This is a genomic window from Methylobacterium crusticola (genome assembly GCF_003574465.1).
Classification (GTDB): Bacteria; Pseudomonadota; Alphaproteobacteria; order Rhizobiales; family Beijerinckiaceae; genus Methylobacterium; species Methylobacterium crusticola.
The window spans coordinates 22,314-34,404 of record NZ_QOWC01000079.1 but is presented as its reverse complement, the minus strand read 5'-3'; the positions used below and the strand labels follow the sequence as shown (position 1 = coordinate 34,404).

The following is a 12,091-nucleotide window of genomic DNA, read 5'->3' as shown; positions in this document are numbered from 1 at the left end:
CCGCGCCATGGAACCAGCTGAACTCCGACCGGGGAAGTTCTCGCGTGTCACGGGCCGAGTCCGCTCGTATAAGGCATGTTGGTGTGGCACTTGAAACGTTCATATCTCGATTTGGACCGCCACACATTTTGCGACAGCCAAGTTGACGACCGCCGAAGCGACGGCGAGGTCTTGCAGGCCGACCCCGGTTCCATCGAATAGGGTGACTTCCTCTCCCGAAGTTCGTCCGGGATGAAGCCCGGCGACCACCCTGCCGATCTCAACGATGCTCGTTGGACGGACGAGCTCTTGTGCAACGGCGTGTTGGCTCTCACCGATGCTGACGCACTGCGCGACCTCGTCGGTGAAGACGGTCGCGGCAGCGACGAGTTCGGCCTCGACCTCCTGCTTGCCCTTCGTGTCCGTGCCCATGCAGGCGAGATGTGTTCCGGGCTTGACCTGGGAGGCTTTCAGTATCGGCGCGAACGACGAGGTGATCGTGATAATAACGTCGGCTTCGGCGCCGAGCCGGTCCAGGTCGACCGCTTCGAATGGAAGCCCGTGCTCCGTCGCCACATCGGCGAGGCGGCTGAGCATCTCGGGACGACGGTTCCATCCGACAATCCGCTTGAAGGGGCGCTGCCCGAGCGCCGCTCGCAACTGGAAAGCTGATTGATGCCCGGCGCCGATCATGCCGAGCACCTCCGCGTCCTGACGCGCGAGATACTTGGTCGAGATCGCGGCGGCAGCCGCGGTCCGCAGCGCCGTCAGAAGATTGCCGCCCACCATCGCACGGCACTGTCCGGTGTCGGCGTCGAACAGGAAGATCGTCGACTGGTGGTTGGTGAGGCCGCGGCTCGCGTTGCCGGGCCAGAACCCGCCCGATTTCAGACCGAGGGCGAGGCTCTCGCGGTCGAACCCGGACTTGAAGCCGTAAATCGCGTCGGCGTGCCCCAGAGCCTCCCGGACGACGGGGAAGTTGGAGGCCGATCGCCTCGCCATGGCGGCGAAGACGTTCTCCACCGCCGAGAAGCAATCGGCGGGCGTGACGAGGGAGGCGATCTCCCGTTCCGGGACGATGATCATATGCTTAGGCCTTTAGCTAACGAGGCAGGCGCCCGGCGGCGCCTGCTAGTGATGGCTTCGAAGGCAGGGCTAGAAAGCCTTACCGCGCGCCGAGACAGGCCACAGGGTCTCGACTACACCGCCGCGGACGCCAACATACCAGTCATGCACGTTGCAGGTCGGGTCGCAGTGACCTGGCACGAGGCGCAGCTTATCGTTGACCTTCAGCACGTTGCCCGGATCGTCGATGACCCCGTGCTCGTCCGAGCACTTGACGTACTTCACGTCTTCACGGCCGAAGATGAACGGCAGGCCGGAATCGACCGATTGCGCCTTGAGCCCGGCGTCGCAGATCGCCTTGTCGGGCTTGGCGTGGCTCATGATGCTGGTCAGGATGAAGAGGGAATTCTCCCATTCGCCCTTGTCGATGCGCCGGCCGTCCTTGTCGTGGATGCGGCCATAGTCGGCATCCATGAATGCGTAGCTGCCGCACTGGAGCTCGTTGTAGACCCCCGACGTGCTCTCGAAATAGTAGCTTCCGGTGCCGCCGCCGCTGACGAGCTCGGGCTTGAGCCCCTCCTGCTCGAGCAAGTCCACCGCCTCCTTGACCTGAGTGATCGCCGCGTCGAGCTTGGCCTTCCGGTCCTCAAACTTGTCGAGGTGCTGCATGGCGCCCTGATAGGCCTGGATGCCGGTGAAGCGGAGGTTCGGGGCGACGTCGATTGCCTTGGCGATGGCCAGCACCTGCGCGGCTGTCTTCACCCCGCAGCGTCCGGCGCCGCAATCGATCTCGACGAAGCAGTCGAGCACCGTGCCGTGCTTGCTGGCGGCCGCCGACAGGTCGGGGACGTTGTCGATGTCGTCCAGGCAGACGATCACCCGGCCGCCATAGCCGGGAAGCCGCGCCAACCGGTCGATCTTGGCCGGGTCGCGCACCTCGTTCGAGACCAGGATGTCCTTGATGCCGGCGCGCGCGAAGACCTCCGCCTCCGACACCTTCTGACAGCAGACGCCGACCGCTCCGCCGAGCTCTTGTTGCAGGCGAAGGACGTCAACGGACTTGTGCATCTTGCCGTGCGCGCGGTGCCGCATGTTCCGGGCACGGGCGTAGTCGCCCATCTTGCGGATGTTTCGCTCCAGCGCGTCGAGATCGAGGATCAGGCACGGGGTCTGGATCTCTCTCTCCGGCATGCCAGGGATCGCGGGAACGGCGTAGCCGACATCATCGGGGCCGAACGTGGTCTGGATGGTCATCTCGGTTTCCTTCACTGCCAGGGAAGCTTGTGGAGATCGACGTTGCCGCCTGTCAGGATGACGCCGACGCGCTTGCCGGCGAAGACGTCGCGGTTCTTCAGGATCGTAGCGAGCGGCACCGCGCAAGACGGTTCGATCAGGATCTTCATTCGTTTCCAAGTCAGCTCCATGGCCTCGACGATCTCGGCCTCGGACGCGGTCAGGATGTCGGTGACGTGGTTCCGGACGAAGTGCCAGGTCAGCTCCTTGAGCGGTACCTTGAGACCGTCCGCGATCGTGCTGGGCGCATCGTCAGCTATGATGTGGCCGGCCTTGAAGCTGCGGTAAGCGTCGTCAGCCTGTTCGGGCTCGGCCCCGTAGATGCGGATATTAGAGGCGAGGTTCGATAACGTCAGGCAGGTGCCCGACACCATGCCGCCGCCGCCGATCGGCGCGATTACGGCGTCGAGGCCAGCGACCTGCTCGATCAGCTCCCGCGAGCAGGTGGCTTGGCCCGCGATGACGCGCGGATCGTTGTAGGGGTGGACGAACTCGGCCCCGGTCGCGGCCACGACTTCCGCGAACACGGCCTCCCGCGAGGACGTCGAGGGCTCGCACTCGACCACCCGGGCGCCGTAGCCTTGCACAGCGTCCTTCTTGGCCCGCGGAGCGGTTCGCGGCATGACGACCGTGCAGGGGATGCCGCGCCGACCCGCCGCGTAGGACAGGCAGCTGCCGTGATTGCCGGATGAATGCGTCGCGACACCCTTGGCGGCTTGCGCCGCGTCCAGGCCGAACACAGCGTTCGACGCGCCGCGCGCCTTGAAGGCACCGGCTTTCTGGAAGTTTTCGCACTTGAAGAAGAGTTCGGCGCCAGCGAGCGTGTCAATGAAGCTGGAAGTCAGCACCGGCGTCCGGTGAATGTATGGCTTGATGCGCTCATGCGCGGTCAGTACGTCTGAAAGCGTGGGGATGTCCATCGTGTAATTTGTCCTCGTGAGCTGATTGGTGTGTGACCGGCTGCGGTGCGGCCGCCTCCGGTGCCGAAGGAGTCATCTCGGCCGCAATTCCTGCTGGACGAGGCCGACCCAATAGGCGGCTCCGAGCGTCAGAATGTCGTCGTTGAAGTCGTATTCGGGCGTATGGACGGGCGCGAAGCTGCCGTCCTGGTTCACGCCGTTGCCGATCAGGATGAAGGATCCGGGCCGCGCCTCGAGCATGAAAGAAAAGTCCTCGGACGCGGTCAGCAAGTGCGGGTCGGTCTTGACCTTGCCGCGGCCGACCAGGGACGAGGCGGCCGCGACTGATCGAGCAACGTGATCCGCGTCGCCGACCAGCGGCGGGCAGAGCCTGCGATAGTCGAGCTCGCTCCGACAACCGAACGTCAACCCCTGTGCGTCCGCGATCTCGCCGAGCCGGCGCTCGATCAGATCACGCGTAGAGGCTGAGTAAGACCGCGCGGTTCCGGTCAACCTGACCTCGGTCGGGATGATGTTGGGTGAATTCGGGTCGCCGCCCTCGATCGAGCCGACGCTGACGACCGCGGTCTCGATCGCCGGCACGTTGCGGCTGACGATCGTCTGAAGCGCGAGCACGAAGTGGGCCGCCGACAGGGTAGGATCCTTGGCGAGGTGCGCGCCTGCGCCGCCGTGGCCGCCGGTGCCCCGGAACGTCACGGCCCAGCTGTCGCTCGCGGCGAGAAATGGCCCGCTTCGGATGTGGAACTCGCCGGCTGGTAGACCCGGCATGTTGTGCATCCCGTAGACCGCGTCGACTGGGTGCTGCTCGAAGAGGCCCTCGCCGATCATACGGCGGGCTCCGGTCAAGACCTCTTCAGCAGGCTGGAAGATGAACACGACATCGCCCGCAAAGCTGTCGCGGTGCTCGGCGAGGTAGCGCGCCGCACCGAGCAGCATGGTCGTGTGGCCGTCATGCCCGCAGGCATGCATCTTTCCCGGGATGGCCGAGCCGTGGAGCCGCCCGGGCGTTTCCTGGATGTGGAGGGCGTCCATGTCGGCCCGCAGCCCGATTGAGCCGTTGCCCGAACTCGTCCCTGTGAGCGTGGCCACGACGCCCGTTCCCCCGAGGCCTTCGCTCACCTCCAACCCCCACGCGCGGAGGCGTTCGGCCACGAGGCCAGCAGTCCGGGTCTCTTCGAACCCGACTTCCGGGTGGGCGTGGATCGTCCGCCTGATCTCGACCAGCTCGGGCTTGTAGGTATCGAGCGCGTCTCGCAATGCGGACCGTTCGGTGACGATGTCGGTCATGATCTTCTCCCATGCTCGAGCGCGGGAGGCGGTTGGTGCGATCGAGCGCGCCACCCGCCTCCGTCGAACGCTCGCCTCAAGCGAGGACGTCGTTGCGGGTCTCGGGCGTCGCGATCATGGCCAGCACCCCGACGAGGCTGGTCGCGATCACGTAGTAGGCCGGCGCGATGGGATCGCCCGTGACGCCGATGAGCCAAGTGACCACGAGCTGCGTCGTGCCGCCGAACACCGTCACGACGAACGCGTAGGCGATCGACAGGCCGGCGCTGCGAACACTGCGCGGCAGCAGCTCCGGAATGGCAACCAGACTCGCGGCGCCGCTCATTGCGCCCAGGATCGCCAGCAGGGCCGACATGCTGAGGAGCGAGGCCGCGCCTGGCTGGGTCGTCATCAGGAAGAAGGCCGGGTAGGCCGCGATCACGAGAAGCACCCGCGGCACGATCATTACAATCCGCCGGCCGTAGCGGTCCGCCAGGAAGCCCGCGAGAAGCGAGAAGACGAGAAGGCAGACACCGACGATAGCAGTCGCCGCGATGGAGAGGCTTGGTGGCATCTTGAGCGTCGCAATCGCATAAATCGTCATGTAGTTGCCGACATAGGTCGAGACGGTACCGCAGAGTAGGATGGGAATCATCAACGCAAGTTTGCTGCCATGCTGGCGCAGCAGCCGGCTCAGCACCGCCCCGGTCGTCGCTTCGGCATCGCCATGCCCTTCGCCAGCGGTCTCCGGCATCGAGCGGCGGATGTAGAACCCGACCGGGATGATCACGAGGCCGAGCAGGAATGGAATGCGCCACCCCCAGGCCTGCATGCTCTCGGCGCTGAGCGCGAGCGAGAGGACGAAGCCAATGGATCCCGCGTGCAGCACCGCGATGCCCTGACTGGCGAGCTGCCAGCTCGCGTAGAGGCCACGCTTGCCCACGGGCGCGCTCTCGATGAGGGAGGCGGTGGATGGCCCGACCTCGCCGCCGAGCGCGAAGCCCTGGACGAGGCGTCCGAGCACGATCAGGACGGGGGCCGCGACGCCGATCGCTTCGTAACCGGGCGTGAGGGCTACAAGCAGCATGCCGACCGCCATCAAAGGCGATCGTCAGCATCATGGCGGGCTTGCGGCGCGCGCGGTCAGCGTAGGCGCCGATGAACACGCCGCCGATCGGCCGCGTCACGAAGCCCACCCCGAATGTTGCGACCGACGCCAAAAGGCTGATCCAGGCATCGCCGGACGGGAAGAAAGTCCGGCCGATCGTCACGGCGAAGAACGCGTACGTGGTGAAGTCGTAGAATTCGAGCGTGTTGCCTATCACGGCCGCCATCACGCCGCAGCGTCGCGCGGCGAAATCCGGATCCCGTGACCGGGACGACAAAGGTGCCGAGCCGGATGGAGAGGCGAGGGAGGCAGACGACATGACAGGTCCTTCGGGCGCCAGGGCCCACTCGCGCGCGTGATGGCTCGGCGTCCGGCTCGCGAGCAGCCGCGCGACGAGATCGTGAGGTCTTCGACGGTTGTTCGCGCCTGCACTGGCGAGGGCGCGGGTGGCTTCAATCCGGCTGGCGTCGGGCCTGCCGGTTCAATGTCAGGCTGCCAGCCCGAGCTTCTCGGCGGGCAGGACCTGCTCGACCGCGTCCGCGGCGAGCTGCGCGGTGGCCGCGGACAGCGTCCAGCCCAGATGTCCGTGTCCGGTGTTGTAGAAGATGCCACGCCGCTTGCCGGGGCCGACCCGCGGCAGCATGCCAGGCATCATCGGCCGCAGCCCGCTCCAGGCCACGACGCGGTCTGTCGCCATGCGCGGGAACTGCTCCCGCGACCAGCGGATGAGCGGCTCGATCCGGTCATGCCGGATGTCGCGGTTGAAGCCGTTGAACTCTGCTGTTCCGGCGACCCGGAAGCGATCGCGACCGAGACGGCTCGTCACAATCTTGGTGGCATCGTCGAGGATGCTGACCTGCGGCGCCGCTTCCTGGCTCTCGGGCGTGTGCAGGTGCACCGTGATGGAATAGCCCTTGACCGGGTAGATGTTCAGTCGGTCGCCGAGCGGGGCTGCCAGCACTCGACTGGCGCAACCGGCGCAGATTACCACGCCATCCACGTCCAACGGCTCCCAGCGCTCGATCTGGGCACCGCCGTCGTCGCGCGCCACCGGCAGCCAACGGATGCACCAGCGAGCACCGACTGGCACGATCTCCTCGATCGCCGCATCGTAGCGGAACTCCACGCCCCGACGCGCGCAGGCATCAGCGAGACCGCGGGTGAACTTGTGAATGTCGCCGGTCGCGTCCGAAGGCGTGAAAAAGCCGCCGTGATACGAACCCTTCAGGGTCGGCTCGATGGTCCGGATCTCCTCAGGCGTGACGGGATCCCGCTGGAGCCCGCCGCGACGCAGGAGGTCGTTGACGTTCTGGGCCTTATCGAACCCAGCTTTGTCCCGGTAGAAATGCAGGATCCCGCGCGTCTCCAAGTCGAAATCGATGTTCTCGCGCTCCGCCATCGCGAACATGTGCCGGCGGGCAGCGAGCGCGAGGCGCACGGTCTCGATCGTATTAGCTTCGTAATGCCGGATCTGGCCAATGAATTCGGCCATCCACGAGTACTTGTGCCAGCTCGGCTTCGGATTAACGAGGAGAGGCGCATCGCGCCGCGTCATCCACTTGATGCCCTGAAGGATCGTGGAAATTTTGTTCCAGACTTCGGCGTTGCTGACAGAGAGCTGGCCGCCATTGGCGGACGAGGTCTCCATGCCGGAATACCGGTGACGGTCAAAAACGGTGACCTGATAACCGCGCTCGCTGAGAGCGTAGGCGGTCGTCACGCCGGTGATCCCGGCACCGATGACAGCGATGTGAGGCATCTAATCTGATCCAAGCATAGAGGGGCCGTGAGCTGGACGTGCCAACCCGACTGCCCCATCTGTCTTGGTACCTGAGAGGGTCATCCGATCGCGCAAGCGATCGAACTTCTCCATCGGTGGATGGCCTCTTTCAGCCATCTCTCTCCAGATCGTCCTGACTACGCGGTTCTCTTGCCTGAGAGTTTCCGGGGCGGTTGCTCCGTCGGCGTCGAGGCGGCGCAAGCCCCTCGATCTCTCCCGCGTGATCCTTTGGACAACGCCCCTCTGATTGAAAGTGCGAGGATTAGCAAGCCGATTACCGACCAAACATGCGCCAATTGGCGCCTAAAACTGAGACGCTCGGCTGCAATCGAAGGCATGATCGTAGGGCGCCATCCGCCGACCCACGGTTGCTTCAGACACCCCGTCAGCGGACGGTCTCCGTGACAGGGGTGAGGAGGACGACGTCGACGTACACGAAGACGGTTGCAGACGCGGTTGGTCCCGGCCGAGGCGAGCGCATGGCCCACCGACGCAACCGAGATGCGGCTTCGGCTGCTGCGCGGCGAGATCTTGGAGAGCGTCTCGCGCAGCCTGGGCGTGATGGCCGCAACCCTGCAAGCCCTACTCGGCCGATCAGCTCAGTCGCATTCTCAGCCGGGTAGTCGCGCATCGTTCGCTCAATCGAACAGGATAGCGGATCAGCGAACGTCGACAAAATGAATGAGTTCGGAGATCTTGAGACACGCAGAGGTCGAGCGCGAGCGCGTAATCATCGACGATCTATCATGCGCCGGCGAGCAAGATCGCGACCCGGTGCTGGCGCGCCAGGATCCCGCGCAGGTGATGGATCGCCCCGTCCTGGAGGGAGCGCAGCGCCGACGGCTCCTCCTCGGTCGCGCGCCGCAGGCCGGCACCACTGTGTTGCGGGAGCGGCCCTTTGACGACTTCGACGGGGTGCCCGGCCATCCAAGGGCGGCGGCTTAGTGCTCGACGGATAGGGTGAAGGCATGGGCCGGGTTCGCGACGGGCGGAGACCTTCGTCTCGCAACGCGAACCCGCTCGCGCTCCCAACGTCACCCGCGCTTTCACGAGCCGGGCCCCTTCGCGTTCGGCGCCTGGTCATGGCCGCCACCGCGGCGACCGCCGACAGGATTCTGGCGAGCCCAGGCCTCCGATGCCGCCCATCGACACTGCTCCCTCGTCAATGGCAGGCGAACCGTTCACGATTGGCATGACGATCCCACCGATTTGGACTTGGCGGCATGAAGCGGAAGGCCGGTGCGAGCCCGCAACTCGGCCATCTCCGCTTCGAGCCGTGTGATACGTTCGCCTTGGATCTCCGCTTCTGTCGTAGCCAGAGCGATCTCCATCGCCCCGAGCCTGTCCCAAAGGTTCCGCCACGTCGGCGAAGAGAGCAGTTTTCGAACCGTGGACCCGATCATGGTCATGTCCCCGCTTGCCGACGGCGGGTTCCGAGGCGGCCGGAACACGCGACGCTTTCAGAATTCTGGGCGGCGCCTACTCCACGTCGACGGAGCGCAGGTGGAAGCTCGGTGCCTCCCGGCTGTCCTTGGCCGCCGCCGAGATAAGCGACAGCTGGCCCTCGGCAACCCAGATCCTGTCGCCCGCGACCGTCACGCCTGTCGGGCCGGCAAACTGCCCGACGGGTTCGATCCTCGCTCCGTCGCCCGAGATCCTGACGCGGCTCAGCGCGCCGCTGCCTTCGACCATCAGGAATCCGTCCTTGAACGGGCGTAGGCCGTCCGGAAACTTCAGGGACCGCGTCGTTTCAAGTTTCGTGACCCGACCGGCGGCCCCGTCCTTCACGTCGATGCGAAACAGGCCCCCGCCCAGGAAGGTGTTGACGTAGAGGTTGCCGTCGGTCCCGAACGCGATCCCGTCCAGACCGTCCTTGAGAGCCTCGCTCTCGACGAAGACGTCGAACTTCGTGGCGCCCGGTCGCAATCTCAGGATCTGCGGAGCGAGCGTGTTGGTGACGTAGAGCGTTCCTTGCGCATCCAGGGCGAAATCGTTGGCGAGGGCCTTCCCGCCCGGGAGCCGGACGCTCAGCTTGAGGGCTCCCGTCGCGAGGTCGAGTGCCTTGACCCATCCTCCTTCCTCGGAGGTCGGTCCGGGAGCGCCGAGGATCGTGGCATCGTTCGAAGCGACCCAGAGGGTCCCACGCCTCTCGTCGGCCAGGAGGCCGAAAGTCGACCGGGTCCCGTGAACGCCGGGACGCAGGAAGGCGGTCGTGGCGGCACCGTCGCCTTGGATCTTGAGAACGCCGCCATCGGTGATGCTGCTCACGAAGAGCGTACCGTCCGAGACGGACGTCACGCTCTCCGGGAAACGGCTGTTCTCCGGCAACCGAATGTCCCTCGCCCCATCCAACGCGGCGGCGGGAGAACCGAGCCAGGCCGCGACGATTGACAGCAACGTCAGCCTGATCGCGTGTCTGAACTGTCCGATGCGTTCCCTGATCCGGCTCCTCCTTCGTGCGTTCGAAACCTAAGCGGCTTGGTCCGGAACAGCTTGCCGGGCTTTGGGGCGGTTTGACTCAGACCGCTTGGGATGTCCTGCAGCGGGCTGAGGTCTTCCGAGGCCCCCCGGCGGACGTCGCAACGACCCCGACTGGTCGGCCACGAAGCGATTAAAAATGACTATTAACATCTATTTGAGTTTAGAGAATGCGTCAAGCACCAGGCGGTTCCTGGCGAGACGGACTCATTCACGGTCGTGAAGAGAACTCGTGACCGGTGTGGATCCGCTTGAGGATGATGCTGGCGTTGACGCCCCCGAACCCGAAGCCGTTCGACAGCGCGTAGTCCACGGATGCACGTCGAGCCTTCGGTCCGATGAGGTCCATGCCGGTCGCGGCCTCGTCGGGATGGGTGAGATTGAGCGTGGGCGGCAAGACGCTCTCGCGAAGCGCCTGCACCGTGATGACCGCCTCCAGGCCGCCCGCCGCCCCGAGGAGATGCCCGGTCGCGGACTTGGTCGAGGAAATCGCCGGGCCGGCCTCGCCGAAGACGGACCTGAGCGCCGCCAGTTCGCCCGCGTCACCGACCGAGGTCGCGGTCGCGTGGGCGTTCACGTAACCGATGGCGGCCGGTTCGAGCTCCGCCATGGCCAAGGCCGTGGTGATCGCCTGACGGGCTCCGCTTCCATCCGCCGGACCGGCGGTCAGGTGGTAGGCATCGGCGCTGGTGCCGTACCCGACCAGTTCGGCCAGCGGGACGGCGCCGCGTGCCTGCGCGTGCGAGAGCGTCTCCAGCACGAGGATGCCGGCACCTTCGCCCATGACGAAGCCGTCGCGGCTTCGGTCGAACGGGCGCGAGGCGGCTGCCGGGGTGTCATTGTAGGCGGTCGAGAGGCTGCGCGCCGCGGCAAAGCCGCCGAGCGCCACGCGGGTAACGCACGCCTCCGCACCCCCGCAGACGACGACGTCGGCCTCGCCGCTGCGGATGAGGCGCATGGCGTCCCCGATGGCCTGGACGCTCGCCGCGCAGGCGGTGACGGGAGCGCCGAGCGGTCCTTTGAAGCCATACCGGATGGAGACGTGGCCGGCGGCCAGGTTGACCAGGAAGGCCGGCACGGTGAACGGCGACAGGCGCTGCGCGCCGCGGGAGCGTACGGTCTCCACGGCGTCGGTGATGGTCTGGAAGCCTCCGATGCCGGAGGCCACGACGGTCGCAGTGCGCACGCGCTCCGACTCACTTGAAGGCTTCCAGCCCGACTGTCGAAGCGCCTGGTCCGCGGCCGCCAGCGTGAACTGGATGAAGCGGTCCATCTTGCGGCGGTCCTTCACCGGGATGAGGACGTCCGGATCGAACCCGTCCGGGTCCTCATCCCTGGACGGCACGAGCCCGGCGACCTTCGCGTCGATGTCGGGGACGAGGTCGTCCGGCAGGCGTCGCAGGCCGGACCCGGATGCGACGAGCCGGCGCCACATTCCCTCGACGCTGCAGCCGAGCGGGGAGACGACGCCCATCCCGGTGACCACGATCCGTTCGCGCATCGGTATCCTCTCGCGGAAATTGTGCGCGCGGCGGGCGGCGCACGGCATAGGCGGGTACCGACAGGGCGGACCCGGTCATTCGTTCAGGTCGTCAGGACCGCGCTCACGTCAGGCGCGGGCCGTCCCGGGCGGCTTGCACCCCTTGATGTCATGCGGAGACAGAGGCCTGCGCCGCCTGGATCAGCTCGTTGGACAAGGCCTCGTCGTCGACGGCCCGCGCCAGGACGACAGCCCCGACGAGGGTCGACAGCGTCGCCAGGGACCGTTGCCTGCGGCGCTCCTTGGCTGCCCTGGGCGTCAGGCCGGCGAGGATGGAGGACATGCGCTCGACGCCCCGGGTGAACCGCGCCCTGACGGGACCGCCCCGCGGCTCCCGCGCCACGTCGTTCGCCAGGGCTGCGAGAGGACAACCGATACCGGGCGACCTGACATGCGCGAGGGACAGGTAGTTCGCGATGATGGAGTCGAGGTTCCCGCGGTAATCCTCGTCGAGCGCGGTATCGAAAGCCTCGGCCGCAAGAGCCTCCTTGTTGGCGAATTGACCGTAGAAGCCGCCATGGGTGAGGCCGGCGGCCGCCATGATATCGGCGACCCCGACACCATGGAGGCCGCGCTCCCTGAACAGCGATGCGGCGACCTCGACGACGCGCTGACGGTTGAGCTTGGCCTGCTCCTGCGAGACTCTGGGCATTGCCTGATCC

General features: G+C 66.2%; 11 protein-coding genes, 1 pseudogene and 2 riboswitches. Of the genes and pseudogenes, 3 read left to right on the top strand and 9 right to left on the bottom strand.

The window, feature by feature from the left end; translation table 11 throughout:
• Window positions 1-99 precede the first annotated feature (99 nt).
• The 5 genes from bhcD to DT057_RS20880 all read right to left on the bottom strand — a co-directional run bounded on the left by bhcD (window position 100) and on the right by DT057_RS20880 (window position 5,622).
• The gene (gene bhcD / locus DT057_RS20900; RefSeq protein WP_128564034.1) at window positions 100-1,065 is read right to left on the bottom strand and encodes an iminosuccinate reductase BhcD; all 966 of its coding nucleotides are present in this window, start codon (window positions 1,063-1,065) and stop codon (window positions 100-102) included.
• A 69-nt stretch (window positions 1,066-1,134) separates the two neighbouring features.
• Entirely contained in the window at window positions 1,135-2,298 is a 1,164-nt protein-coding gene (gene bhcC, locus DT057_RS20895; RefSeq protein WP_128564033.1) for a 3-hydroxy-D-aspartate aldolase BhcC, read from the bottom strand.
• An 11-nt stretch (window positions 2,299-2,309) separates the two neighbouring features.
• Entirely contained in the window at window positions 2,310-3,257 is a 948-nt protein-coding gene (gene bhcB, locus DT057_RS20890) for a beta-hydroxyaspartate dehydratase BhcB (protein WP_128564032.1), read from the bottom strand.
• A 72-nt stretch (window positions 3,258-3,329) separates the two neighbouring features.
• Entirely contained in the window at window positions 3,330-4,544 is a 1,215-nt protein-coding gene (locus tag DT057_RS20885) for a M20 aminoacylase family protein (RefSeq protein WP_128564031.1), read from the bottom strand.
• Window positions 4,545-4,620: 76 nt separating this feature from the next.
• Window positions 4,621-5,622, bottom strand: coding sequence for an MFS transporter (locus DT057_RS20880; protein ID WP_238314248.1), 1,002 nt, complete (start codon window positions 5,620-5,622; stop codon window positions 4,621-4,623).
• On the opposite strand from DT057_RS20880, the gene DT057_RS36870 reads away from it, so the two are divergent.
• Complete coding sequence (locus DT057_RS36870) at window positions 5,609-5,896, top strand: hypothetical protein (protein ID WP_238314246.1); 288 nt, start codon at window positions 5,609-5,611, stop codon at window positions 5,894-5,896. The genes DT057_RS20880 and DT057_RS36870 overlap by 14 nt on opposite strands.
• Window positions 5,897-6,118: 222 nt before the next feature.
• Here DT057_RS36870 and DT057_RS20875 read toward each other — a convergent pair whose 3' ends face one another.
• Window positions 6,119-7,390, bottom strand: a complete 1,272-nt coding sequence (locus tag DT057_RS20875) for a D-amino acid dehydrogenase (RefSeq protein WP_128564030.1) — start codon at window positions 7,388-7,390, stop codon at window positions 6,119-6,121.
• Between the two features lie 57 nt (window positions 7,391-7,447).
• Window positions 7,448-7,540: riboswitch (glycine riboswitch) on the bottom strand.
• A 3-nt stretch (window positions 7,541-7,543) separates the two neighbouring features.
• Window positions 7,544-7,640, bottom strand: a riboswitch (glycine riboswitch).
• A gap of 181 nt (window positions 7,641-7,821) precedes the next feature.
• On the opposite strand from DT057_RS20875, the pseudogene DT057_RS20870 reads away from it, so the two are divergent.
• Window positions 7,822-7,987 (top strand): annotated as a pseudogene (locus DT057_RS20870) (IS3-like element ISMtsp5 family transposase); the annotation flags it as partial.
• 105 nt (window positions 7,988-8,092) lie between these two features.
• On the top strand, window positions 8,093-8,356 hold the full coding sequence (locus DT057_RS20865; RefSeq protein WP_128564029.1) for a hypothetical protein: 264 nt from the start codon (window positions 8,093-8,095) through the stop codon (window positions 8,354-8,356).
• 534 nt (window positions 8,357-8,890) lie between these two features.
• On the opposite strand, the gene DT057_RS36865 is transcribed toward DT057_RS20865, so the two are convergent.
• The 3 genes from DT057_RS36865 to DT057_RS20845 all read right to left on the bottom strand — a co-directional run bounded on the left by DT057_RS36865 (window position 8,891) and on the right by DT057_RS20845 (window position 12,081).
• A complete protein-coding gene (locus DT057_RS36865) occupies window positions 8,891-9,808 on the bottom strand; it encodes an SMP-30/gluconolactonase/LRE family protein (RefSeq protein WP_238314244.1) in 918 nt (305 codons plus the stop codon).
• 292 nt (window positions 9,809-10,100) lie between these two features.
• The gene (gene fabF / locus DT057_RS20850) at window positions 10,101-11,390 is read right to left on the bottom strand and encodes a beta-ketoacyl-ACP synthase II (protein WP_128564027.1); all 1,290 of its coding nucleotides are present in this window, start codon (window positions 11,388-11,390) and stop codon (window positions 10,101-10,103) included.
• A 148-nt stretch (window positions 11,391-11,538) separates the two neighbouring features.
• Entirely contained in the window at window positions 11,539-12,081 is a 543-nt protein-coding gene (locus DT057_RS20845) for a TetR/AcrR family transcriptional regulator (RefSeq protein ID WP_128564026.1), read from the bottom strand.
• Between the last annotated feature and the right edge of the window lie 10 nt (window positions 12,082-12,091).

Bases quoted from the DNA above. Each gene is read 5' to 3' on its own strand.
- DT057_RS20875 (WP_128564030.1), bottom strand. From the start codon at position 7,390: ATGCCTCACATCGCTGTCATCGGTGCCGGGATCACCGGCGTGACGACC.
- DT057_RS20885 (WP_128564031.1), bottom strand. From the start codon at position 4,544: ATGACCGACATCGTCACCGAACGGTCCGCATTGCGAGACGCGCTCGAT.
- DT057_RS20865 (WP_128564029.1), top strand. From the start codon at position 8,093: ATGAGTTCGGAGATCTTGAGACACGCAGAGGTCGAGCGCGAGCGCGTA.
- DT057_RS20880 (WP_238314248.1), bottom strand. From the start codon at position 5,622: ATGGCGGTCGGCATGCTGCTTGTAGCCCTCACGCCCGGTTACGAAGCG.
- bhcB (WP_128564032.1), bottom strand. From the start codon at position 3,257: ATGGACATCCCCACGCTTTCAGACGTACTGACCGCGCATGAGCGCATC.
- DT057_RS20845 (WP_128564026.1), bottom strand. From the start codon at position 12,081: ATGCCCAGAGTCTCGCAGGAGCAGGCCAAGCTCAACCGTCAGCGCGTC.
- DT057_RS36870 (WP_238314246.1), top strand. From the start codon at position 5,609: ATGCCGACCGCCATCAAAGGCGATCGTCAGCATCATGGCGGGCTTGCG.
- bhcC (WP_128564033.1), bottom strand. From the start codon at position 2,298: ATGACCATCCAGACCACGTTCGGCCCCGATGATGTCGGCTACGCCGTT.
- fabF (WP_128564027.1), bottom strand. From the start codon at position 11,390: ATGCGCGAACGGATCGTGGTCACCGGGATGGGCGTCGTCTCCCCGCTC.
- bhcD (WP_128564034.1), bottom strand. From the start codon at position 1,065: ATGATCATCGTCCCGGAACGGGAGATCGCCTCCCTCGTCACGCCCGCC.